Consider the following 20,264-nt stretch of genomic DNA (forward strand, 5'->3'; position numbering starts at 1 on the left):
CCGGCTGGTGCGGGGTGTCAGAGCGAGGCGGCGGCGGAGGCGATCGCCGAGGCGAAGGTGGACACCTCGGAGTAGACGCCCGGGGCGTTGGGCCGGGCGCATCCGATGCCCCAGCTCACGATGCCCACCTGGATCCACGCGTTGCTCGCGTCGCGGCGGAACATCGGGCCGCCCGAGTCGCCCTGGCAGGTGTCGACACCGCCGGCCGCGTACCCGGCGCAGATCTCGTCGCCGGCGACAAGCCCGCTGTAGCCGCGGTACGTACGGCAGGTCGCGTCGCTGATGAAGGGCACGGTCGCCTTCAGCATGTACCGCTGCTGGGCGCCGCCCTCGGAGGCGGCTCCCCATCCGGCGACGGTGAAGGTGCCGGTGTTGTACTCAGCGGTGGTGGCGATCTTCAGCGTCGGCAGGTTGACGGGTTGCGCGAGCTTGATCAGGGCCCAGTCCTTGCCGTTGCCGTTGTAGCCGGGGGCCCGGTAGACGTACGTGGAGCGGACCTGGACACGGCCGCTGGTGGACTGCAGGTCCACGACGCCGGCGGTGGCGGTGATGCTGGTGTTGGCACCGGTGCTGCGCACGCAGTGCGCGGCGGTGAGCACGATCTGCTGGGTGTAGAGCGCGCCGCCGCAGCCCATCGAGAGCCGGACCATGAACGGGAACTCGCCCTGCGCGGCGCGGGTTCCGCCGACGACGGGCAACGGGGCGGCCTGGGCGGCCGAGACCGGCTGCAGGCCGGCGACGGCGAGCGCGACGGCGCCGACGGCCGCGAGTCTCTTGAGCACGGAAAGGAACTTCTTCAAGGCGCTGCCTCCGTGTGGGGGGTGGAGTGTTAATGACATGAACATGCCATGCGCCGGAGCCGTGCCACGCTATGACATGGCCAGGTCAATCAGTGGATGGATTATGGGAAGCCTGTGAGCCCCCGCACAAGGGACTGATTCGGCCACCGTCCCAGCGGCTGTCCCCTACGGCGTGCGAGCCGTCCCGTGAAGCCACGCCGTGCAGCCGGGCGATGCCGAGCAAGGTTCGGCGAACGCCGTTGCTGTCGAACCGGCGGTCCCGCAGGACTCTCCGGCGCTTCCGACGGGAACGGACATGTCCCACCCGCGTCCGGCGCAGCGCTGCACAGGCCCGCGTGAGGTTCAGCCTGACATCGCCTTCCGCAGCTTCGAGTCCAGCCGACTGGCGAGTTCCACGTCGCTGCGCTCCTCTCCGCTCTGCGGCTCGTCCTCGAAGAGGGGTTGCAGTGTGTCGGTGAGGATCTGGTTGAAGGGGCCGTAGAGAGGCGTGCGGGGTCGTTCCACCCCGTTCCTGAGCGCGGGCAGAAGGACGTCCTGCGCGTACCGGGGGCGTCCGGCGGCGTCGCGCGGTGTGCGATCGGTGCTCTCCCCGCTCGGGGAGGCCGACGGCGGGCCGGCGGACGGCGAGGCCGAAGCGGAGGTGTCCGGCGCTTCGACATGCCCGCAGGCGAGGCGGTCGTCGCTGTACGCGGAGGCGCGGGTCGCGGCGAAGCCCGCGTCCAGCAGGCAGCGTTGGCTGTCGGGGTCGGTGAGGAACCTGATCAGGTCGGCCGCCTCGCGGGCGTGCGGCGAGGACGAGGTCACCGCCAGGTTCTGCCCGCCGAGCACCGCCTTGCCGGGCAGCGCGACCACGCCCAGCTGCCGTTCGGAGAACTTCTGGTGCAGGGGCCCGTACGCGGACGGCCAGTGGCGCAGGAACGCGGTCCGGCCGGTCTCGAAGTCGCTCTGGGTGTCCTGCTCCTCGGAGTCGTAGGCGTCGGTGAGGGTGTAGGCCGGGCTGGTGCGCCGCCGCAGTTCGGCCACTCCGGTCTCCAGGTCCTGCTCGGAGCCGATGTAGCGGCCTCGCTCGTCGGTGAGTTCGAGCCCGTCGACGGCCGACGCGAACGCCTCGATCGTGTTGACGGTGCGGCCCTCGCCGTCGAGCTGGGTGGTCCAGCCCGCCTCGTACCCCGGCGGCGGGTTCTGGCCGAGATGGGTGATCACGTTGCGCAGTTGCGCCCAGGTGACCTCGCCGGACAGGTCGGTGATCGGTGCCTGCGCGGCGGACAGGAGGTCACGCCGGTAGTACAGCAGCCCGACATCGCTGTTGAACGGAACGGCGTAGCGCCTGCCCCGCCACTTGGCCGTGGCGTCCACCGAAGGGATCAGGTCGGCGGGCTCGGCCACCGCGGTGTCGTCCAGCGGCATGATCAACCCGCTCTCGGCGAACTCCGGTACCAAGGTCACGTCCAGGTTCACCACGTCGTACCGGGAGCTGCCGGACTGGAGCGCTCCGAGCATCTGGCTGCGCTGCTCGCGGGCGGAATCGGGCAGTTCCACGATCCGCGCCTTCGGTTCCGCGTCGCCCTGCCGGTCGTTCCAGGCGTCGACGAGCCGCCGGCGGATGTCGTTCTCGCCGGTGACGTCCAGTCCGCTGGCCACGACGATCTCGTCGTCGGCCCTGGGCGCGGGCGAGTCGGAGTCGTCGTCCGGGCCGCCGGTGCAGGCGGCGAGGAGCAGCAGCGCGAGCGCCGCCTGCGCCGCAACGATCCGGCGGCGCGCCCTCACGCGCTGTCCGGCCCGCATGGGTGTCCTTTCCGTCCGGTGCCGGGTGTCCAGGTCCTCATCCGTCCCCCGTTCCGGTGCGGGCGACCTCGTCGTGCAGAGCGGGGCCGAGGTCGTCGCCGGCGTCCAGGCAGCGTCCGCCGCTCGCCTCGGCGAGCTGTGCGTCCACGCGGCTCGGGGCGCAGCCTCCGCCGTCCAGCGACACCACCGCGACCGGGATCCGCGCGGTGCGCGCCGTGGCCAGGACGGCGGTGCGGGCGGCGCCGGTCAGCCGGTTGTTGTCCTCGTCGTCGGTGATCAGGACGACGAGCTGCGGCCGGTCGTCCGCGCCGTCGCGGTCCGCCATCTGCCCCAGCGCGGCCGACAGGGCGCGGTACGGGTCGGCCTCGGTGTCATGCACCGTGGTGAGGTCGCCGTCGAGCAGGATCTGCTCGGCGTCGGCCTTCTTGTGCGGTCCGAGGGGGAGCAGCGGGGCGTACCCGTCGCCGGAGGTGCCGTACATCGCCCACACGCCGTACTCGTCCTTGCCGGCGAGTGCGCCGAGAGCCTGCCGGACCAGGCCGGGGCCGCCGCTCGCCCCCTTCCACCGGGTGGCCATGGACCCGGAGCTGTCCAGCAGGAACAGCACCCGGCCCGGGCCGTTGGCAGTGCGGTACTGCAGCAGCGTCCTGGTCATCGTCTCCCCGTCCGCGTCCGGCTGGGAGCGCCCCGGGTCGGCGAGCATTCCCTCGGCGGGCTTCGCGACGAGCAGAGGGTGTCCGGTGCCGGCGGAGCGGAAGCCCGCGGCGCCGAGAACGGCCTGGCCCTCCTCGCCGTACAGCCAGTCGCGGAACGACTGCACCGCCTTGTTCCGCCGGTCCTCGTCCCGGTCGGCGTCCTGCCAGCGCACGCGGACGAACGCCGGCCGGAGGGCCGGCACGTCGAGCGGGTACTCGGCGACCCGGGACACCTGCCGCACGGCGACCGTGTTGCAGGTGGTGCCGCTCTTGAGCAGGAACTCGGGTACGAGCGCCGCCGTGCGGCGGTCCACGGCGGTGTCCTCCAGCAGGTCGCACAGCAGCTCCGCGGCCGTCGGCGCGGGTGCCGCGGGCTGTGTGAGCCTCTGCTCGGCGTCGCGGGCCCCGGTCCCGGCGGCGTACAGGGCCGTCGTGGCCAGCAGCGCGGAGTCCGTACGCTCCGGATCGGGGCGGCGGGTCTCGGCCGTCGGGAGGCGCTGTCCGAGGGCGCGGATCAGCTCCGCCAGCGGGCGTCCGGCGCGTCGGGGGGCCTCGGTGGCGAGGCCCTCGGGGACGGCGAGCACGACGGGCGAGTACGCCAGCGGCTCCGGCTCCGGCTCCAGACGGGCGTACGAGCGCACGCGCCGGTTGTCGGTGACACGGCTGACGTCGGCCATGGTCGCGGGAATCCACACGTCCGGCTGCGGGCCGATGTCCCGCTGCGGATCGTTCTCCTCCGTGCGGGGTTCCTGCCACGGGTCCGTGCGCCTGTGCAGTGCCTCCACCGTGTCGGCGGAGTCCGCGCTGTAGGCGGTGATGCCGAGGCGATGGCAGCCGTCCGCCTTGTTCGCGTCCGAGTCGAGGAAGCGGGTCGCGGCCGCGGTGACCGCCGCCTCCAGTTCGGGGTCGGTGAGGACGCGCAGCTCCAACGTCGGCGCGCAGAGGCTGTCGTCGCCGAGCAGGCGGCTGATGCCGTAGCCGCCGCAGCCCGCCACGAGCACGGCCAGCGCCAGCAGCAGGCGGACGCGCGGCCGGATGCGCCCCGCCCGTGCGGCGGCGGACCGGACGGCGGCGAGGCTGCGGCCCCGCCTCCCGGGATGTGGCCCGGTTCGCCCGTCCTGAGGTGCGGGAGGCGTGGGCGTGGCGGTTCCTGCGCCGCGCAGGAGTACGTCCTCACCCGGCTCCCACACACCTTGCGGGTCCTGCCCGTCGTCGACCGCGGTGCGATGTCCTGCGGCGGCCATACGCTCCTTGAGCTGCGTGTACAGCGCGCCGAGCGACAGCTCCGCCTCCTTCTCGAGGATCTGTACCAGCTCCTCGGTGAACGGCGTGGCACCGCTGCCGTCCCCGGCGGTGATGAGCCGGTTGGACTGCACGCTCATCAGCAGCAGCGTCTTGCGCCGCCTGAGGTGGTCGAACCGGTGCCAGATCGCCGCCGCGTTGCCCGCGTAGCAGCAGTCGAGGACGACGAGGACCCGCTCGGCGCGGCTGGCGACGAGCTGGGCCAGGACCTCGGTGAAGGGCACGGCGTTGGGGAAGGCGTCGTGCCCTCCCGCGACCACGCGCGCGTTGCTCATCTGGAGGAACAGCTCGTCGCCCGCCGCCGGGACGATGCCGTGCCCGGCGAAGTAGAACAGCAGCAGCCCGCCGGTCTCCTGTGCGGCGTGGCGCAGTGCCTCGTTGAACACGTCGTGGGGCGGCGAGGCGCACAGGGTGATGTGGCCCGCCTCGAACAGCCCGGTCCGGCGCAGCGCCTCGCGGAGCCGGAGGCGGTTGTGCAGCACACCGGGCAGCTGGCCGGGCACGCCCTCCCGGTCGTCCGGCCGGACATGGTCGTACTCGGACACGCCGACCAGCAGCGCCCTGTTCGCCTTTCCGCGCGGGTCGTAGCCGCTCATGGAGGTCTATGTCTCGTCGGAGTCCAGCTCGCTGATCGCGGGCCGGGGCGGATCGCCGCTCTCCACCCGGCGGCGATTGGCCAGCCATGCCTTCACCGCCCGTTGCACGTGCTCGATGAGCGCCGTGACCGTCACCGTGGCCGTGGAGCCGACGATCACCAGCACGATCTCCGTGCCGAGTCCCATGTGCCGGCGGCCGTCGGGCTGGTCCGTGCGGTGCCGTTCCTCGACCGTCACCTGGTGCGCGCCTATCAGCTCCGCCAGCGGCTGTTCCTGCTCCAGCCACTTCTTCAGAGCGCTGACGTCACCGCCGCCGCCCCCGTCCAACCGGACCCGTACGCCCGCACCGGCCGCTGCTTCCCCCTCAGTCATGGCCTCATCCTGGCATCGGCCCCAGGGGGCGCGGAAGGGCTCACACGCGCCTCCTGGCGGCGTGCGCACCGACGATTCCACGCCACTTCGCGCCCCCCGTGCGCCCCCCTGTGCTGCGTCTCCGGTCCGGCGGCACCGGCATCCCCTCCGTGCGGTCCGGAGGACTGGCCGGCCGCCGGAGCCAGAGGTTCCCGCGAGGCGGGTCATGACCCCTTCTCCCGCTTCCCGTCCCTCGCTCCCGGGCGGTCTTCGCCCGCCCGGACGACGAATCCCTCCCGGCCCTCCGGCAGGGACAGCGCCGCTGCTCGTACCCTGCCCCACGCCCTGGCATCGCACGCGCCCCGCCAGGTGCGGTCGACTCCGCCTTGCCGGGGAACCCCAGGGTCAGGGCGCGTTGAACAAGGTGGGGAAGCGGGGGGCGAGCCAGGGTTTGCGGCCCCAGGCGAGGACACCTCCGCGTGCCATGGCCTGCCAGGGACCGAGGCGTCCCAGCGCGATGAGGAGGAAGACGACCGGCTCGGTGAGGATGGTGCAGTCCGAACGCTCCGGCGGGTCGGGAAGCACCTCGACCGCGCCGTCGGTGAAGGTGACGCCGAAGGCCATGCCACCCCGGATGCGCAAGGTGTAGCGGGCCGTCAGCGTGGAGGCGACGGCGATGCGCGGCATCGCCGTCTTCAGGAAAGGCAGGCACAACCCGACCCGCGCCTCATCGATCATGTGCGGCCGACGCAGCCCGCGGGCGAGATCGTAGCCATGGCCCAGCATGTGGGTCAGCAGGTAGGCGGCGAGGACGTCCTGGTCCATGGGGCCGAGCGGGGTCAGCAGCGTCCGCCCCGCCTCCCCTTCCGCGAAGGCTTGGTCCACCGCGTCCAGGAACACGTCGGTCTGCTGCACGAGCATCGCGGCCAGCGGCTCCGCCCCGCGCTCGGGAAACTCGACGAGACTCTGCGCATTGGCCGCCGCGAGACCTTGCGGCGTGCCGTCCCCGTACGGGCGCTCCCTGCCGGCCGCGAGATCGGCCATCAGGCCGTTGGCCATGGCCAGGTGGGCGGCCGTCTCACCGACGGTCCAGTCCAGCCCCGGCACAGGGCCGCTCATGTCCGCCGCGCCGTCCAGCAGCGCGGCGATGGCACCGGCGGTCTCCCGTATCGCCTGACCGAGCCCTTCCGGCAAGGAGTCCCTGACACCCGTCCGTGTTTCCTGCTCCACGCCGCCGCTCTCCTCGCATCCACGTGATCGCACACCTGTAGCGTGGTACAGAACCAGACCCACCGACCGGGAACAAGGGTCCTGGGCGCCCGCGTCTCGGACGCTTCAGCTGCGCCGTCACCACGCACCTCGTGCGCCCCTGCGCGCAGCACGGGCCGGCCCGGCCGCACCCTCACCGCGGCCTGAACGGCCCAGCGAGCCGATGCAGTCAGAGCACCGGCGGGGTGCGCAGGGCGGGGTTCTCCGAGCCAAAGGGTTTGCCGGCCAAAGGGTTTGCCGGTCAAACCGTTCGGTTCATACGCTGATCCCCATGATCACCCTGGGGCTTCATGACAGAGCGGGGCGACGTGTCGTCCTGCATGAGGTGAACGATGACAACTGGCGTGCCGTCGCGGACGTCGCTCCGCTGGACAGCCAGCGCCGCTACGTGCCCGCGCTGGCAGCTCGCTACCTGCTGCTGTCGTCACGGGAAGGCGTCTGGCACTCGATGGCGGTCTGCGCAGACGACACGGTGGCGGGTCACATCATGTGGGGTCGTGACGAGGACGGTTCCTACTGGCTCGGGGGCATGCTGATCGACGGCACCGAGCAGGGCAAGGGAGTCGGCCGGGCAGCGGTGCGAACCCTCGTCGACTGGCTGGCCCGACGTGAGGGGTGCCAAGAGCTCCGTCTGTCGTACCACCCGGACAACACCGCGGCCGAGAGGCTGTACACCTCTCTCGGCTTCACACCGACGGCGGACTCCTCCGGCGACGAGGTCATCGCCGGTCTGCCTGTGTCCGACGGCCGTCCGAGAGCCCTGAACTCCCCTTCCCTGTAAGGCAGACCAGCGGGCGGCCCTCGGACTGCGGCCCCAGGCCGGCCGCCACGATCGCATGATCCGCGCACACGGACGGCCGCGCGGTCAGGACCGGGCCGTCATGCGGCCTCGGACCGCCAGGGGCCGCGAGAAAGATCCACCCCAGCGGCGTACGCGCCGGCACGGCACAGATCGGACACCGATCCCCGCAGTCCACCCCGTACCACGCGAAGCTCACACCCGACACCTTGTCCAAGGACCGCCCCGAAGCCGGCTGCTTCGAACGCAACGTGCGCACCGTCGAGATCCTGGTCGACAGCGCCACGGCCGCCCCCGCCGCCGCGGCCGGCGAGCCCTGGCAGCACTACGACCTCGGACACGGCCACCGCAGCTGCACTTTTTTCGAGCAATGCCGGCGGCAGCCCGTCTTCTGCCGCTCGTCGGCGTCCGACAGGGCGGGACAGGCTCCGCACCGCGCTGATACCGGGGTGCGCACAAGTCCGGGGGGTGTCACAGCCACTGCCGTGCTCATCGGCGTGGTCCTCCCGCATCGGCCGCGGAAACACCGCGGGCGCTGACCGGGATCACGTCGTCGGCATGCGATCTGCATCTCGCGGCAGGGGCGATCCGTCGGTGAGGACGGCTGCCGTGAGGCCGAGGTGCGCGACCAGTTGTGCCGCAGCGGCGTCGGGGTCACGGCTGACGGCGGCCTCCTCCAGCCGGCGGTGCTGCTCGACGACGTCGCTTTCGCTCGTGCGGCGATCGGGGTGGACCGAGAGCCGGCGGGCCAGCTCGCTCGCCACCCACAGCCGGTCGAAGGTCTCCAGCAGAGCGGCGTTCCCGCAACCCTCCAGGAGCGTGCGGTGGAAGAGGTGATGAGCCCTTCCCCAGGCCCCCGAGTAGGAGGTCGCCTCGGCGGTGGAGTACATCGCCGTGCGTGCCAGCCGGTGCGACGCCGCCCGCACCCGCGTCTCCCACTCCAGGTCGCCACGGGCGACCGACAGCCGCAGGATGGCGGGCTCCACGGTACGGCGCGCCTCGATGATCTCCTGCCAGCGCCGGTCCCCGAACGTCGGAACGGCGAAGCCTCGGTTGGGCAGCCGGTCGGCCACGCCCTCGCCGGCCAGCGTGGTCAGCACCTCGCGGACCATGGCGACGCTCGCACCGTAGCGGGCCGCCAGCACCTGAGGCTTGAGCGCCTCACCGGGCGCGAACTCGCCCTCCAGGATCGCGCCCCTGAGCTGGTCGTGGACCAGCTCGGAGGGCATCCGCTTCTCACCGGCCGTCGTCTGCCTCATGTCCGAAGCATAGAGGATCCCAGGATTCATCAGATGACTTCCAAATTATCTGATGATCTGTGTATCGTCTGGCTGTGCGGGTCGAGAGGTGATCCGCCGGCACGAGAGGAACTGGGCCGATGACATCGAGCATCGCGGTGAACAACCCCTTCGCACGGCTGCCCGAGGTGGCCGCCTTCGCCCTGACCAGCGCCGCCGTCCAGGACGGCGGGGCCTGGCCCGCCGGGCAGCTGTCGGGACTCTTCGGCATCCCCGGCGGCCAGGATCTCTCCCCCCAGCTGACGTGGTCCGGGGCGCCGGAGGGCACCCGGAGCTACGCCGTGACGGTCTACGACGCCGACGCCCCGACCGGATCGGGCTTCTGGCACTGGGCGGTCGCCGACATCCCCGCCACGGTCACCGAACTGACTGAGGGCGCGGGCGACATGGGCGGACCGGGCCTGCCCCCGGGTGCGTTCCAGCTGCCCAACGACGCCCGGCTCGCCCGGTTCGTCGGGGCCGCCCCGCCGCCCGGCCACGGACCGCACCGGTACTTCGTGGTGGTGCACGCCCTGGACGTGGAGAGCATCGGCGTACCGCCCGAGGCGACCCCGGCCGCCCTCGGTTTCGCCATGCTCGGCCACACCCTGGCCCGAGCGGTTCTGGTCGCCACCGCCGAGACCACGACCACGACCGAGACCGAGACCGAGACGAGCCGGCAGGACGAGAGCGGAAGCGCATGACCGCGGCTCCTGCCGTCGGCGTTGCGGCCGGGTGGGGGCGGGCGCGTCGTTCTCACGGGTTGCGCGCGGTCGGCGAAGGGGCGGGCGCTCGCGGGGGCCGGCAGAGGTTGCCCCTGGGCCGCATGCGGAGGCAGGCACGGCTTCCGGTGATCACGGGATGCCGAGTCCCTGGTCGGATCGACGGAAGACCGTGCCCGCCTGCTCGCCGTCGCCCATCGCGAAGAGACCCTGCTGGACGCGGCGGAGCCGTAGCGTCTCAGGAGCTGCAAGAACCCCGGCCAGGTCACCGCCTACGTCCGCGACCGTCCCGGCCACGTCCCCGGACCGGACGTCGTTCGAGGAACCCGGCACCCCGGCAGACCCGGTCGCAGGCCGCTGCGCGGGTTGGGTGATCGGGACCGCTCACATGGCCTGTCGCCGGTGCCGCCACCTCGCCAGGAGGCTCCACCGGCGCTGTCGGGCCACGCTCACGGATCCGGGTTCGCCCACCGTCGAAGACGGTGCCGAAGGGGCCGGTGGCGACAGGACCGGATCCGTCGTCCGATCGCCGTCCGCCGAAGTCCGTACGGCGGAAGCGATCGGCGGGAAGCGGACGGGCAGAGCGGCCAGAGCCCGATGGAAGGGACCTTGCCGCCACTCCAACTCCTCTACGGAAACGGCCAGTTCGATGTCGGGGAGCCGGTCGAGAAGCTTCTCCAGGGCGACCGCGGCGATCGACCGGGCGGGGCCCTTCGCGGGACACGTGTGGGGGCCGGCGCTCCACGCGAGGTGCGCGCGGTTGCCCGCGCGGCGGTCGCCCGCGAGACCCGGGTCGGTGTTCGCGGCGGCCAGGCTGATCAGAACGGGCTCGCCCTCGCGCACGAGGACCCCGTCGACCTCGAGGTCCTGGAGCGGATAGTGGACCGCGTAGTTCGCGATCGGCGGGTCGCTCCACAGCACCTCGTCGATGGCGTCCTCGACGGGCATGCTGCCGCCTGCGAGATCACCGGCGAACCGGTCGTCGGACAGCAGCAGCCGCAGCCCGTTGCAGATCAGGTTCTGCTGGGGCTCGGTGCCTGCGCCCATGAGGAGGACCAGCTGATGCATCATCTCCTCGTCGGTGAGCCCGGCGGGGTGGGCCATCAGCCAGGACGTCACGTCCGGCCCCGGCTGTTCCCGCTTGAGTGCGACCAACTCGGCGACGCCCTCGGTCAGTACCGCGTTCGCCTTCTCGGAGTCGGCGTCGGCGTCGAAGATCCCGGACATCCCCTCGACCAGCTTGTCCCCGATGCCGGGAGGACAGCCGAAGAGCTGGTTGAAGACCAGCAGGGGCAGGACCGCACCGTACTCGCCCAGCAGGTCCGCCCGCCCCTTGGGCGCGATCCGGTCGATGAGGGTGTCCGCGCTGCGCTCCGCGTACCCCTTGAGCGCGTCGGGGTCCAGACGGGCGAGGCTGTCGGTGATGGCGCCACGCAGCCGGGTGTGCTCGTCCCCGTCGGCCCACAGGGCGTTCGGCCGGTGCATCATCATGGGCACGACCGGGCTGTCCGCCGGCACCGTCCCTTCGGCGAAGGCCCGCCATCGGCGTGCGTCCTTGGAGAAGCTGCCCGGACTGCGCAGCACCATCAGGGCGGTCTCGTAGCCGGTGACCAGTGAGGCGCGCACGCCAGGTGCTATCTCCACGGGCGCCACGGATCCATGGGCCCGCATGCGGGTGTACGACGCCATGGGGTCGGCGGCGAACTCCGGGCCGTACAGGCGCTCGACCGCCCGTGCACCGGTGTGCGCCGGGCAGCCGGGAGGAGGTGCGGCGTCACCCGCGGGTCGGGGTGTCGTCATTCTTGCTCCTGAGGGGTGCGGGTCTGCAGGTACTCGATGAGGGAGATCAGCGCTTTGGTGGAGGAGGTGCCCTCGCGTGCGTCGCAGGTGACCAGAGGGGTTTCCGGGAGCAGGTCGAGAGCCTCGCGGATCTCCGCGTCGGGGAAGGGCGGCGCGCCGTCGAACTGGTTGACGGCGACCGCGTACGGGATGCCGTGCTCTTCCAGCAGTCCCATGATGTCGAAGGACTGGTCGAGTCTTCGGGTGTCCGTGAGCACCAGTGCGCCGAGCGCTCCGCGCAGCATGTCCTTCCACAGCCGGGAGAAACGCTTCTGCCCCGGGGCGCCGAAGAGGTACAGCACCAGGGACTCGCTGAGCGTGAGGCGCCCGAAGTCCATGGCCACCGTGGTCGTGGTCTTGCCGGGGGCCCCTTCGAGGTCGTCGACGAGTTCACCGGCCTGCGTCATCGCCTCCTCGGTGCGCAGCGGCCGGATCTCGGAGAGTGTTCCGACGAACGTCGTCTTGCCCACGGCGAAGTGGCCGACGACGAGGATCTTCACCGAGGTGGTGACCGTGTCCGCGACGTAGAGCGGTTCAGATACGGCTTCGGAGCCCATCCAGCACCTCCTGGAGGAGTCGGGCGTCGGGCAGTTGCGCTTTGGGGACGGGAGGCCGGGCAATGACATGGCCGCTGTCGATGAGGTCGCTGAGCAGGATCTTGGTGACGCTCATCGGCAGAGAGAGGCGGCCGGCGACTTCGGCGACCGACAGCGCTCCTCCTCGGCACAGTTCCATGACACGGCGCTTCTCCGGGCTCAGCCCGTTGAGGGGACGGTTGTTCACGGCCGTCACCAGCGTCACGATGTCCAGTGTGTTGCGCGTCGGATGGGCGCGGCCCTCCGTGACGACGTAGGGCCTCACAAGCCCTTTGTCGCGCGGGGGGCGCGGCGGGGTCATGCCGTGCCTGACTCGTCCGGTGTGCCGGGTTCGGTGGTCCGCCGCGGTGGACTCGTCAGCTCCTTGCCCAACCGGTCCACCAGCTTGTGCATGCCGTAGCTGACGGCTTCCATGTCGACATCCGGGCCGGCGGAGACCGCCAGATAGGCGCCCGCGCCGGCGGCCACCAGAAAGACGTACCCGTCGACGAACTCGACCAGTGTCTGCTGCCAGGGCGAGGTCTCCTGCGAGCAGAACTCGCCGGTACTTCGGCTGATCGACTGCAGGCCGGACAACGCGGCTGCCTGGCGTTCCGCCTCGTCACGCCCGATGCCCTGGGAGTGGGCCCGGAGCATGCCGTCCGCGGACAGCAGGATCGCGTGGCGGGCTTCCGGGAGCTTGAGGACCTCGTCGAGCATCCATCCGAGTTCGTTGGTCATGTGGCCGGTCATTGCTGGGCGTTCCCTTCGATGTCGGTTGAGGCGTCGCGGCCGGCGCGGGTGCCGCGGGCGAAGGCGCCCATGCGGGAGGCGGTCTCGGCCGCGGGGCGGACCAGCGAGGGACCGGAGGAGGCCGGGGCCGCGTGGTCGGCGGCGGCTTCGCGCTGCGCCGTGCGTCGGCGGCGCTTGGGCAGGCCGCCCACGGTGGACGACTGCGCCGCATCCGCTTCGGGAAGGGTCGACGACGTGTCGGCCGGCCCGGTGAGGACGAGGGGCACGCCGGAACCCGGTCGGGCGGCTGCTTCCTCGGCGGCGGGGGCCACCGGTGCGCCGGGCGGGACCGGCTTCGGTTTCGGGGTGTCCGAGGCGGTCGCCCCCTGCACGGGGACCGGCGGACCCGTGAAACGCACACGGTTGATGAGCTCGTTGGGGAGGAAGAGCACGGCCCGCACACCGCCGTACGGGGACTGCGTGTCGACCGAGACCGTGAATCCGTACCGGGCTGCGAGTACGCCGATGAGGGCGAATCCGAACTGCGGCGGGTCGCTGAGCCGGTTGATGTCGATGTGGTCCAGGCCGGACAGGCGACGCGTGGCCTCCTCGGTCTCGAGCGCCTCCATGCCGATGCCGGCGTCGTCGATGACGATGCTGACGCCGCTGTGGGCAGGCTGGACGGCGACCTCGACCGTGGTGTTGGGCTGAGAGTGCCGCGCCGCGTTGTCCAGGAGCTCGGCGACCGCGAGGACGACCGGCTCGACCGCTCGGCTGACGACGTCCATGTCGACCCGGGAGTTCACGTTGACGCGCCGGTAGTCCCGGATCCTCGACGTCGCACCGCGTACGACGTCGAGCAGTGGTGACGCGGCCCGCTGCCGTCCCGGCCATGAGCCGCACAGCACGGCGATGGCCTGTGCCCTGCGGCCGAACTGGGCGTTGGCGTGGTCGATCTCGAGGAGGTCCTGGAGCACATGGGGGTCGTCGTGCCGGTCCTGCATGTCCGAGATGGACAGCTGCTGTTCGTTCGCCAGGGCCTGCATGGCTCGCATCGCCGTCTTCAGCGTCGCCTTGGCCGACTTGTCCGCGCGGGACTGTGCGGACAGGTCGGCATCGGTGAACTGCTCGACGATCTTCTGCAGGTCCCTCCCGTACGCCGTTGCGGCGAGTTCCGGGTCGAGCGGTCCGGGTACGGGCGCGGATCGGCGGGACGCCTCGGCCAGAGCCGGGAGCCGAACCCCGGCAAGGTGCCGGACCTCCTTCTCACGTGCGAGCAGGCCAGCTTCCTGGGCCGTCAGCCGACAGCGCAGGACGGCGGTGATCCGGTACTGGCGTACCAGCAGCAACGGCCCGGCGAGCGAGACCGCGGCAAGGCACCAGAACACCGCCTCCGGTATGTGTTGTGTCATCAGATCCTCATGAAAGGGGAGCGCGGCAGGCCCGGAGGGAACGAGGCAGGCGGAAACCGGCGCTGAGGACCATCGGATTGCGATTGGCCGGGCCGGACACAGCACCGTGGTGTCGGTGGTGCCAGGAATCACTCGCGTCCGTCCAACGGGCGCTGGAGTGCCCGATCATTCATGGCCGGAAGGGATGCTTCAAGTGCCGTACGGGCACAAATAGAGTTCAACAAGGTGCTACCACTCGGTAACAGTCCGTTACGTCCGGATGGCGAAGACTCACAGGGCTTCGACAGGTCATGTCCGCCGCAGCGGCGCAGCCGGTCGGCCTGTCCTCCGTCTTCTGCCCTCTGTCCTCTCTCCCGACCACCCTCAACTCCCACGGCGCGGGCCTCGGGGGCGGCTCTGCCGCAGAGCTCGCCGGGTCGGTCCGGGCGCGGTTGAGCAGGTCATGCCTCGCCCTGCCCCGGCAAGTGCTTCTGCCGGGGCAGGGCGAGGACGTAGCCGCGGGCCGACGGCCGCCCCGTCGGCCATGAGTGTCCTCTAGAGGCCGCCGACCTTGACGGGGAACTTCTCGATGACGGCGATCACCTTGGCCGGGTCGTCCGGGTCGACCAGTTCGACGGGCTTCTCGATCCGGTAGAGGTCGCCCCGGGGCGGGTACTGGGTCAGCTGTCCGATGAGGACCATCGGCTCCTTGGTGACCGCGACCACCGGTTCGCTCTCGGGCTGCTCGAAGATCATCGTGAAGCTCAGGAAGTCGCGGTGCTCGTACCTCGGCGGGAACTGCTGGGTCAGACGCAGGATGCTCTTCGCGTCGACATCGATGTCGTTCTGCTCGATGGTGACGCTGCCCCCGCTGTCCCCCGGGAGCTCCGCGGACACCCGGTGCCCGACGATCCGCAGGCGGACGGAGTTGATCGGGTCGTCGGGGTTCACGTCGACGCGGTGCTTGATGCCGCCGCGGAAGTCGATGCTGTGGAGCTGGTCCTTGTAGCGGACCGGGGTGTTGATCGCGAGATGCGAGCAGGGGATCTCGGCGCCGATCGGCGGAAGTCCGGGCATGTCACTGAAGCCTTACCTGAGCGGGGATGTCTGCACACGCCACCCAAGCAGGACGTCACCTGCCGACTTTCCCATTCACTCCGTCGTGGGCGTGCTCCTGCGGCCGGATGAAGCGCATCCGGCGGTGTCCTCACAGCGGACCCGGGGCGGCAGCCCCCGCCCACCGGAGCCGAACCCTCTTCCTGAGAAGCGCTCGTCCATGACACACCCGAGCCCGACCCTGACCTTCAGGACACCCGCCGCCGCCCCGGAAGACAGCCGCCACGCGTGGCACCGTCCTGCGCGCCTGCGCCGACCGCATCGCCCGGTCCGCCGAGCTGCCCGCGATTCTGGATGCCTCGCAGGGGTGGGACGCTCCCGCGCTGCTGCGCTTCCTGACCGCATCGGCCGCCGGCCACCGGGCCGCGGCCGCCCGCCACGGACACCAGGCCCGCACCGCCGACGGCGACCGACGACCGGCGTGTGGCCGTGTCCGTGTCCGTGTCCGTGGCTGCCTGGTGGTACGCCGCACGCCTGTTCACCGCCCGCCCGCACCCCGTGCTGGTGGTGCTGGCCGACTCCTACGGCTCCCTGTCGCGCACCACCCACATCGTGCAATGGCTCGGTCCGTACTGCCTCGCCACGGCCGGCGAGGAAGGTGAGCGGGCCCGCCGCACCCCCGGACGGAGGCCGATTCCCTGCGCGCCCAGCAGCGCTCACGCCGCCGGCGCCGTCGACTGCGGTCCGTCCGGGGGTACCGTGATGTGCGCCGGCTGATGACGCTCGGAGAGCGCAGCCGCCCCGGCACTCCCCCGTACGCCGGCTGCCCCGCACCGGGCGAGGCCCGCGCCGTCGCCCTGGGCCGGCTGTTCTCCGTCCTCCTCATGTGGCGGCGCGCCCTCGGCAGCGAACCGACCGCCTGGGCGGCAGAGTTCGAGGCGGGAGAACCGGCGGCTCCGTGAGCAGCTCGCCCGCGCACTCGGCGAACAGCGCACGGCGACGAACCGCACAGGCCCGCCGCGAGCGGACGCGAGGGATGCCGGGGCTGTCTGATGAGATCGTCCCCGCCCCGTGCCCGGCATTTCCCCGGGCCTGCCCCTGGGTCCCCACTCCGAGATACGGGAACCGTCTGGGCGGGGTCGGCGGTGCGTCGTGACGGATCGTCCAGGAATTGCCCTGGCCGGAGACACAGGGCCTATCGGAAGGCGGCGATGTGGCGCTCCGCCCACGCCGCGAACGGGCGGGGCGCGCGGCCGAGCACCCGCTCGACGTCCGGACTGACGCGCAGCTCCGCCTCGTTGGGCTCACCGAGGGCGGAGAGCGTCGTCTCCACCACCGGCTCGGGCATGAAGCCGAGCATCTTCTCCCGCGCCTCCGCCCGGGTCAGCTCGACGAACCTGACCGGCTCACCGAGCGCGTCCGCGATCGCCGCCACCTGCTGCCGGGGAGTGCTGAGCTCGGGCCCGGTCAGCTCGTAGATCTGGCCGGCGTGTCCGTCCTCGCGCAGCGCCGCGGCGGCGACCTCCGCGATGTCGGCCGGGTCGATGACGGGAATGCCGACGTCGGCGAACGGCGCGGCCACGATCCGCTCGGCGCGGACCGACTCCGCCCAGGCGAAGGTGTTGGAGGCGAAGCCGCCGGGCCGCAGGATCGTCCACTCGAGACCCGACCGCCGGACACCGTCCTCGATGGCCTTCAGCACGCCGCCGTGCGAGGCCGACTCCGGCCGGGACGCCACCCCCACCGAGGACAGCAGCACCACCCGCCGGACCCCGCCGGCCTTGGCCACGTCGAGGATGGCCGGCGTGTTCAGCAGGTGCGCGCTGGCGCCGCCGCTTTGGAGGAACAGCGCGTCGGCTCCGTCGAGAACGGGCCGAAGGCTCTCCGGATCGGCCAGGTCCGCCTGCGTGTACCGGACACTCTCCGGCACGTCCGCGCCCGAGATCCCCCGGGATGTCGCGGTCACCTGCGCACCGGCCGCCGTGAGGGCCTGCACGAGCGATCGGCCGACGTTACCGGTCGCACCCGTCACTACGAACATGAACAACTCCCGTGTGAATTCAGCATCGTTGTCGCCGCCCGAGCGGGCGGGACCGCCGCGGGGAGCAGCTCTCCGGGCGACACGGGGACGCTAACACCGTCGATATAGCAGGTACCTACAGGAAAGTGACTATCCCTAGGGGCGTGGACGGCCGGTGGCACCGACCGGGTGGCAGCCGCTGCGACCGACCCGGAACTCGCCTGTCCGACCGGGGCGTCGGTCATGCAGCGACCCTACGGAGGCTGTCCGGCCCGCCATCAGCCCCGTCCCGTGTGCCGGTCAGACGACCGGCCATCGGGGAGTTGCCCCTTTTCCGTAAACCGGCCACGGCTTGACTCCGCGATGAGACCCCCTCCGGTCCGGGTCGGATTCCGTCCGCGGCACAGACGAGTGCGTGATGGCCGTGTCCGGCTCCCACTCGTCGTCGGCAGTCGTCCGGTGGAGCCTCGACGGACGTCGAGGCCGAAAACACAAGGGCTTGAGCCACGGAGGGGGCTCCCCTGCGGAGGGGTTCACGAGATGAGCAGGCGGAGGCCGAGATCTGCCGCGTCGAGATGAGCGAGATCGCTGTTGCGCTCGGCCCATCGGCCGGAGTCGAGGTCGTCGCCGAGGCTTCGCACCGCCCGCTGCTCGGCCTCCGGCCCGACCCTCGTCCACACCGACATCGCACGGCGTACGTGATCCTCCAGATACGCTCCCGGCCGGCGCCAGTACGCCTCGAACAGGCCGTCGGCGCAGTCCCACGGGACGGGCACCGGTTCGGTGCGGGCGCCGATCGCGTCGGCCATCCCGGCAAGCGAGGGAAATCCCGCGAGGACGTCGGCGAACTCGGGCAGGTAGTCGCGGGTGAGCCAGAACCGGTCCTGCCATCCGGGTTCGTCGGTGTCGAACGTGAGCACCACCACCCGGCGGGCCACGCGCCGCATCTCACTCAGCCCTGCCATCGGGTCCTCCCAGTGGTGAACGGTGGAGACGGCCATCGCGACGTCGAAGGAACGGTCCTCGAACGGCAGGCTCTCCGCGGCGGCGGCCACGCACGGCGCCGAGCCGGCAGGCCGCTGACCCCGCATGACCTCCGACGGCTCCACCGCGGTCACGTCCCGGTCGCAGGGCTCGTAGGAGCCGGTGCCGGCCCCGACGTTCAGCACCGTCTGCGCGTCCCCGAGCGCGTCCGAGATCTGCGCGGCGATCCGTGGCTCGGTACGCCGTGTCGTGGTGTAGGAGCCGCCGATCGCGTCGTACAGCCGTGCACCGAGCATCTCCAGTTGCTCCTCCGGTGTCACCTTCAGTCCCTTCGCCCGTGTCTCGAGTTCCCTGTCGATGGCCGTCACCATGGCGTCAGCGCGATCACGCCGCTCCAGCAGCAGGCCGCGCAGTCGGCGCAGGTGTGCGACCGCGTCGGTGGACGGGTCGCCGACCAGTTCCGCGACCTCCCGCAGCCCGAAGCCCAGCCGCCGGTAGGCCAGCACCTCCCTGAGTCGCTCCACGTCGCCCGCCGAGTAGGCCCGGTACCCGGCCGCGGTCCGTGCCGACGGACGCACGAGTCCGATCTCGTCGTAGTGATGCAGCGTGCGGACGCTCACGTCGGCCAGTTCGGCCACGCGTCCCACGGTCCAGTGATCCTCCACGGCACCGACTATGCAGTCTGACGTCACGTGAGGGTCAAGGGCCGCACTCACGGCGGCAGGAGCCGAAGCGGAGGTCACGGCGGTACGCCGCATCACTGCCGGAAACGACCCCCCGCCCGGCCGCCCTCTCGGCAGCACAGGAAAGCGCCGGTTGCGAGCCGGTCCGGCTGCTCGAGGACACCGGTCTCGTCGACGGGCTCGCCGAGCATGCCGCCGGACTCCTTCACCGAGTGCCACGCCGTCGTGCCGGTCGCCCGCGCCACCGCGTCCGCGGGGAACGCCTTCGGCCTCGGCGGGCTCCGGGCCGCACTCCCGTCGGCGCGGGCCCGCGAGACGGCCGACGGACCCGGGCCCGTGGGTCCGTCGCCCCGGAACCCGGGCGGTTGGGCCGGGCGGTCCCGGGCAGGGACCTGCGGCCCATGCCGGGGAGATCGCCGTTGCACAAGGCTCGTGTTCAGAGCCCCGGATTCGAAGGTGGAGATCATGACCCGCACGATCATCGTCGGCCTCGACGGTTCGAGGGAGAGCCTGGCCGCTGCCGGGTGGGCGGCCCGCGAGGCAAGGATGCTCGGTCTGCCGCTGGAGCTGGTCCATGTACGGGAGCCGGTGCCGGCTCCCATGGCGCAGGCACCGTCGCTCGGAGCGGAGACGCAGACGCACTGGGCCGAGCGGATTCCCCGTGAGGCGGCGGAGGGCCTTCGGCTTCGCCACCCCGAACTGGAGGTGAGCACCGAGCAATTGTCCGGCCACCCCGCCGACGTCCTGGCGAGCGCGGCGAAGGGCGCCGAGATGCTGGTGCTGGGCTCTCGCGGGCTGAGCAGCGTCGGGGGGTTCCTGGCCGGCTCGGTCGGGCTGTCCGCCGTGGCGCACGCCGAGCGGCCGGTCGTGCTGGTCCGGGCCGGGCAGCAGGCCGCCGACGAGCACCACAGGGACCCGGACGGCGTCCCGTCCGCCGAGACGCCGTTCCGGCCCGTCGTGCTCGGCCTCGACGTCGAGAGCCTGGACGAGGAGCTCATCGGGTTCGCCTTCGCCTCCGCCGCGTGCCGTGGCACGTCCCTGCGGGTCGTACACGGCTGGAACCCGCCTCCGTACTACGCTTACGGTCTCTCCGCCGACCTCGAACTCCACGGTGCCCTCGCCCGCCGCGAGGCCGTCGCCCTGACCGAGTTCCTGCGCCCGTGGCGCGAGAAGCACCCGGACGTCGAAGTCACAGAGGAGTCCCACTGCGGCACCCCCGGCAACCACCTCGTGGACGCGTCCCGTGATGCCTCACTGATCGTCGTGGGCCGCCGCGTCTGGCGCAACCCGTTCGGCCGCCACATCGGGCCCGTCACACACGCCGTCCTGCACCACGCGTCCGCCCCCGTCGCCGTCGTCCCCCACGACTGACACCAGGCGGCGGAGAA

General features: G+C 71.7%; 21 protein-coding genes. 6 read left to right on the plus strand and 15 right to left on the minus strand.

The window, feature by feature from the left end; translation table 11 throughout:
• Window positions 1-17 precede the first annotated feature (17 nt).
• From ACIQGV_RS18585 to ACIQGV_RS18605, 5 genes are all read right to left on the minus strand, one after another.
• Window positions 18-800, minus strand: a complete 783-nt coding sequence (locus ACIQGV_RS18585) for a serine protease (protein ID WP_402496049.1) — start codon at window positions 798-800, stop codon at window positions 18-20.
• A gap of 342 nt (window positions 801-1,142) precedes the next feature.
• On the minus strand, window positions 1,143-2,585 hold the full coding sequence (locus ACIQGV_RS18590) for an extracellular solute-binding protein (RefSeq protein ID WP_402496051.1): 1,443 nt from the start codon (window positions 2,583-2,585) through the stop codon (window positions 1,143-1,145).
• Window positions 2,586-2,622: 37 nt separating this feature from the next.
• Window positions 2,623-5,178 (minus strand): substrate-binding domain-containing protein, encoded by a 2,556-nt coding sequence (locus ACIQGV_RS18595; RefSeq protein ID WP_402496054.1) that lies wholly within the window; start codon window positions 5,176-5,178, stop codon window positions 2,623-2,625.
• A gap of 6 nt (window positions 5,179-5,184) precedes the next feature.
• The gene (locus ACIQGV_RS18600) at window positions 5,185-5,550 is read right to left on the minus strand and encodes a hypothetical protein (protein ID WP_402496056.1); all 366 of its coding nucleotides are present in this window, start codon (window positions 5,548-5,550) and stop codon (window positions 5,185-5,187) included.
• 384 nt (window positions 5,551-5,934) lie between these two features.
• The gene (locus tag ACIQGV_RS18605) at window positions 5,935-6,759 is read right to left on the minus strand and encodes a maleylpyruvate isomerase family mycothiol-dependent enzyme (protein WP_402496059.1); all 825 of its coding nucleotides are present in this window, start codon (window positions 6,757-6,759) and stop codon (window positions 5,935-5,937) included.
• A gap of 310 nt (window positions 6,760-7,069) precedes the next feature.
• Here ACIQGV_RS18605 and ACIQGV_RS18610 point away from each other — a divergent pair, with 310 nt between their 5' ends.
• Window positions 7,070-7,579, plus strand: a complete 510-nt coding sequence (locus ACIQGV_RS18610) for a GNAT family N-acetyltransferase (protein WP_402496062.1) — start codon at window positions 7,070-7,072, stop codon at window positions 7,577-7,579.
• A gap of 227 nt (window positions 7,580-7,806) precedes the next feature.
• Window positions 7,807-8,136 (plus strand): hypothetical protein, encoded by a 330-nt coding sequence (locus ACIQGV_RS18615; protein WP_402496064.1) that lies wholly within the window; start codon window positions 7,807-7,809, stop codon window positions 8,134-8,136.
• Between the two features lie 6 nt (window positions 8,137-8,142).
• Here the strand turns inward: ACIQGV_RS18615 and ACIQGV_RS18620 are convergent, their stop codons facing one another.
• Window positions 8,143-8,856, minus strand: a complete 714-nt coding sequence (locus ACIQGV_RS18620) for a GntR family transcriptional regulator (RefSeq protein WP_402496067.1) — start codon at window positions 8,854-8,856, stop codon at window positions 8,143-8,145.
• Window positions 8,857-8,987: 131 nt separating this feature from the next.
• On the opposite strand from ACIQGV_RS18620, the gene ACIQGV_RS18625 reads away from it, so the two are divergent.
• Window positions 8,988-9,578 (plus strand): YbhB/YbcL family Raf kinase inhibitor-like protein, encoded by a 591-nt coding sequence (locus tag ACIQGV_RS18625; RefSeq protein WP_402496382.1) that lies wholly within the window; start codon window positions 8,988-8,990, stop codon window positions 9,576-9,578.
• A 150-nt stretch (window positions 9,579-9,728) separates the two neighbouring features.
• Here ACIQGV_RS18625 and ACIQGV_RS18630 read toward each other — a convergent pair whose 3' ends face one another.
• From ACIQGV_RS18630 to ACIQGV_RS18660, 7 genes are all read right to left on the minus strand, one after another.
• Complete coding sequence (locus ACIQGV_RS18630) at window positions 9,729-9,893, minus strand: hypothetical protein (RefSeq protein WP_402496069.1); 165 nt, start codon at window positions 9,891-9,893, stop codon at window positions 9,729-9,731.
• Window positions 9,894-9,980: 87 nt separating this feature from the next.
• The gene (locus ACIQGV_RS18635) at window positions 9,981-11,396 is read right to left on the minus strand and encodes a cytochrome P450 (RefSeq protein WP_402496072.1); all 1,416 of its coding nucleotides are present in this window, start codon (window positions 11,394-11,396) and stop codon (window positions 9,981-9,983) included.
• Entirely contained in the window at window positions 11,393-11,992 is a 600-nt protein-coding gene (locus ACIQGV_RS18640; protein WP_402496075.1) for a GTP-binding protein, read from the minus strand. The genes ACIQGV_RS18635 and ACIQGV_RS18640 overlap by 4 nt, the downstream gene beginning before the upstream one ends.
• A complete protein-coding gene (locus ACIQGV_RS18645; protein ID WP_402496078.1) occupies window positions 11,970-12,332 on the minus strand; it encodes a DUF742 domain-containing protein in 363 nt (120 codons plus the stop codon). The genes ACIQGV_RS18640 and ACIQGV_RS18645 overlap by 23 nt, the downstream gene beginning before the upstream one ends.
• Window positions 12,329-12,763, minus strand: a complete 435-nt coding sequence (locus ACIQGV_RS18650) for a roadblock/LC7 domain-containing protein (protein ID WP_402496081.1) — start codon at window positions 12,761-12,763, stop codon at window positions 12,329-12,331. The genes ACIQGV_RS18645 and ACIQGV_RS18650 overlap by 4 nt, the downstream gene beginning before the upstream one ends.
• Window positions 12,760-14,154 (minus strand): ATP-binding protein, encoded by a 1,395-nt coding sequence (locus ACIQGV_RS18655; RefSeq protein WP_402496084.1) that lies wholly within the window; start codon window positions 14,152-14,154, stop codon window positions 12,760-12,762. The genes ACIQGV_RS18650 and ACIQGV_RS18655 overlap by 4 nt, the downstream gene beginning before the upstream one ends.
• 534 nt (window positions 14,155-14,688) lie before the next feature.
• Window positions 14,689-15,210 (minus strand): hypothetical protein, encoded by a 522-nt coding sequence (locus ACIQGV_RS18660; protein ID WP_402496087.1) that lies wholly within the window; start codon window positions 15,208-15,210, stop codon window positions 14,689-14,691.
• Window positions 15,211-15,672: 462 nt separating this feature from the next.
• Here ACIQGV_RS18660 and ACIQGV_RS18665 point away from each other — a divergent pair, with 462 nt between their 5' ends.
• Both ACIQGV_RS18665 and ACIQGV_RS18670 read left to right on the plus strand, forming a co-directional pair.
• The gene (locus tag ACIQGV_RS18665) at window positions 15,673-15,966 is read left to right on the plus strand and encodes a hypothetical protein (protein WP_402496089.1); all 294 of its coding nucleotides are present in this window, start codon (window positions 15,673-15,675) and stop codon (window positions 15,964-15,966) included.
• Window positions 15,966-16,151 (plus strand): hypothetical protein, encoded by a 186-nt coding sequence (locus ACIQGV_RS18670; RefSeq protein ID WP_402496092.1) that lies wholly within the window; start codon window positions 15,966-15,968, stop codon window positions 16,149-16,151. Before ACIQGV_RS18665 ends, ACIQGV_RS18670 begins: the two co-directional genes overlap by 1 nt.
• A 233-nt stretch (window positions 16,152-16,384) precedes the next feature.
• Here the strand turns inward: ACIQGV_RS18670 and ACIQGV_RS18675 are convergent, their stop codons facing one another.
• Together ACIQGV_RS18675 and ACIQGV_RS18680 are read right to left on the minus strand one after the other, a co-directional pair.
• Window positions 16,385-17,230, minus strand: coding sequence for an NAD(P)H-binding protein (locus ACIQGV_RS18675; protein WP_402496095.1), 846 nt, complete (start codon window positions 17,228-17,230; stop codon window positions 16,385-16,387).
• Window positions 17,231-17,742: 512 nt separating this feature from the next.
• Window positions 17,743-18,840 (minus strand): MerR family DNA-binding transcriptional regulator, encoded by a 1,098-nt coding sequence (locus ACIQGV_RS18680; protein WP_402496383.1) that lies wholly within the window; start codon window positions 18,838-18,840, stop codon window positions 17,743-17,745.
• A gap of 501 nt (window positions 18,841-19,341) precedes the next feature.
• Here ACIQGV_RS18680 and ACIQGV_RS18685 point away from each other — a divergent pair.
• On the plus strand, window positions 19,342-20,247 hold the full coding sequence (locus tag ACIQGV_RS18685) for a universal stress protein (protein ID WP_402496098.1): 906 nt from the start codon (window positions 19,342-19,344) through the stop codon (window positions 20,245-20,247).
• Window positions 20,248-20,264 lie beyond the last annotated feature (17 nt).

This window comes from Streptomyces sp. NPDC093094 (genome assembly GCF_044754345.1).
Taxonomy (GTDB): domain Bacteria; phylum Actinomycetota; class Actinomycetes; order Streptomycetales; family Streptomycetaceae; genus Streptomyces.

Excerpts from the sequence above, each read along its gene's own strand:
- ACIQGV_RS18590 (WP_402496051.1), bottom strand. The coding sequence starts at position 2,585 with ATGCGGGCCGGACAGCGCGTGAGGGCGCGCCGCCGGATCGTTGCGGCG.
- ACIQGV_RS18595 (WP_402496054.1), bottom strand. The coding sequence starts at position 5,178 with ATGAGCGGCTACGACCCGCGCGGAAAGGCGAACAGGGCGCTGCTGGTC.
- ACIQGV_RS18600 (WP_402496056.1), bottom strand. The coding sequence starts at position 5,550 with ATGACTGAGGGGGAAGCAGCGGCCGGTGCGGGCGTACGGGTCCGGTTG.
- ACIQGV_RS18610 (WP_402496062.1), top strand. The coding sequence starts at position 7,070 with ATGATCACCCTGGGGCTTCATGACAGAGCGGGGCGACGTGTCGTCCTG.
- ACIQGV_RS18620 (WP_402496067.1), bottom strand. The coding sequence starts at position 8,856 with ATGAGGCAGACGACGGCCGGTGAGAAGCGGATGCCCTCCGAGCTGGTC.
- ACIQGV_RS18635 (WP_402496072.1), bottom strand. The coding sequence starts at position 11,396 with ATGACGACACCCCGACCCGCGGGTGACGCCGCACCTCCTCCCGGCTGC.
- ACIQGV_RS18640 (WP_402496075.1), bottom strand. The coding sequence starts at position 11,992 with ATGGGCTCCGAAGCCGTATCTGAACCGCTCTACGTCGCGGACACGGTC.
- ACIQGV_RS18645 (WP_402496078.1), bottom strand. The coding sequence starts at position 12,332 with ATGACCCCGCCGCGCCCCCCGCGCGACAAAGGGCTTGTGAGGCCCTAC.
- ACIQGV_RS18650 (WP_402496081.1), bottom strand. The coding sequence starts at position 12,763 with ATGACCGGCCACATGACCAACGAACTCGGATGGATGCTCGACGAGGTC.
- ACIQGV_RS18655 (WP_402496084.1), bottom strand. The coding sequence starts at position 14,154 with ATGACACAACACATACCGGAGGCGGTGTTCTGGTGCCTTGCCGCGGTC.
- ACIQGV_RS18660 (WP_402496087.1), bottom strand. The coding sequence starts at position 15,210 with ATGCCCGGACTTCCGCCGATCGGCGCCGAGATCCCCTGCTCGCATCTC.
- ACIQGV_RS18670 (WP_402496092.1), top strand. The coding sequence starts at position 15,966 with ATGACGCTCGGAGAGCGCAGCCGCCCCGGCACTCCCCCGTACGCCGGC.
- ACIQGV_RS18675 (WP_402496095.1), bottom strand. The coding sequence starts at position 17,230 with ATGTTCGTAGTGACGGGTGCGACCGGTAACGTCGGCCGATCGCTCGTG.
- ACIQGV_RS18685 (WP_402496098.1), top strand. The coding sequence starts at position 19,342 with ATGACCCGCACGATCATCGTCGGCCTCGACGGTTCGAGGGAGAGCCTG.